Annotated in this window: 1 protein-coding gene; it reads right to left on the reverse strand. The window is 63.9% G+C overall.

The features are described 5' to 3' along the window. Positions 1–89 precede the first annotated feature (89 nt). Positions 90–1508, reverse strand: coding sequence for an IS1380 family transposase (locus tag ACZYGA_RS16920; protein ID WP_088743481.1), 1419 nt, complete (start codon positions 1506–1508; stop codon positions 90–92). Positions 1509–1574: the final 66 nt, after the last annotated feature.

Genomic DNA, 1574 nt, shown 5'->3' on the forward strand with positions numbered 1-1574 from the left:
AGGAATTAATCACGCCGTTAAAGCAGCCGTCATCGTCGACCGTCGCTGCGGTCGCTCGATTCTTGAAGCTATGGTGGTTGCGCCGAACGTCAGCTGAGCGCGGTCAGCTTCGGCAGCCCCTTCAGCAAGGCAGGCCACCATTTATCAGCCGCATCGCCGAGGTGAACGGTAATGCGCCGAGCGTGCAGCGAGAGCGTCGCCGCCACCTTGAGCACCTGTTCACGCATCCGGCTCAGGCTCCAACCCTGCCGAGTCTGGCGCCCCAGCAAGCAGCGAAGGCCATGCAGAACCTGATAGGCGTAGAGACTCAGCAACAGGCTCACCTCATTGCGGGCCATCACGTCCTGGACGGTGGAGGCACCGCGATCGGTCGACGAGAGATGCACGTCGAGCGCCGACTTCACCTCGCCCATGTGCGCTTCGGCGCTGCCGCGCTTGCGATAGAGTGCCAGGATCTTCTCGGGCGGCCAGTCGAACTTGCCGAGGTTGGTGACCAGGAAGAAGGCATGCAGCAGCAGGTCATCGGGGCGTTCCTGAACCACCAGCACCACGCGTCGTGGCGTTGGCCAGGTACCGGCCTGGTATTCAAGGTCGTGGCACCACTCCCGAGGCTGCTCAGGTGGCCGGCCGCGTGGCCGCTTCAGGTAGGGCGCTGCCAGCGCCTGCAAGCCCTTGTGGCTGCGCAGCCGGCCCAGGTACTCGATGCTGCGCTTCTCCAGCGCCTCCAGCGTGTCGTTGTCGGTGAAGCCGGCGTCGATACGCACCCGAACCTGGGCGCCGGTGCTCTCGTTAAGCCGCTTCACCAGGTGCGGGATCCACGTATCAGCGTTCTCGGCGGGGCCGGCGTTGCCCTCGCGCAGCAGGCCGCCGACCATGTCGCCAGTTTCGGCCAACGAGGCGACCAGCGGCGAATAGATCCGCGTACCGTAAAGGCCATGATAAGCGGAACCGCCCTGGTGCCCATGGACCTCAATCGGCAGGCCGTCGATGTCTAGCGTCAGCTGCTTGGGACGCTCGCCGTTCTTCAGCGAGGTCAGGCGCCAGGCCACCAGCCGCAGCAGACCTTCATGCACGGCATCGATGTTGTCGTTGTGTCCAAGGCAGGTCAGCAGCCGCGACAGCGTGGCTTGGGACGGCCTATCCTGGACCAGTGGCGTCATGCCGCGCGCATCACTGCAGGCCAGCTGCCAGAGCGGATCACGGCGCAGCGTGTCGGTATCGCTGAGATCGATCCACCCCATCGCCCGCTGCAGCACCAAGGTGCGTATCTGGCTGGCCAGCGAGTGGCGAATACGCAGCGGATGGCGTGGATCGACCAGGTTATCTTCGAGCGCCTCGATCACGCCACTGCTGTCGAGGGCTTCGCGCAGCAACAATGCGCCGCTGTCGCTGGTGGTGCGGTGGCCGCTCAGCTCGACACGGACAGAGCCGTTGCATGAGGGCGTCCAGGTCGTTAGGGTTTCACCCATGGCGAGTGGTCCTCTTGAATCGTGTTCTGGCAGGAACATCCTGATTCTACAAGAGAAAACCACTCGCCATCTTCGTTTTCAGGTCGGCCTCATGAATAAGCCGGG

It is taken from the genome of Cobetia sp. BL01 (assembly GCF_056493605.1).

Bases quoted from the DNA above. Each gene is read 5' to 3' on its own strand.
- ACZYGA_RS16920 (WP_088743481.1), bottom strand. From the start codon at position 1,508: ATGTTCCTGCCAGAACACGATTCAAGAGGACCACTCGCCATGGGTGAA.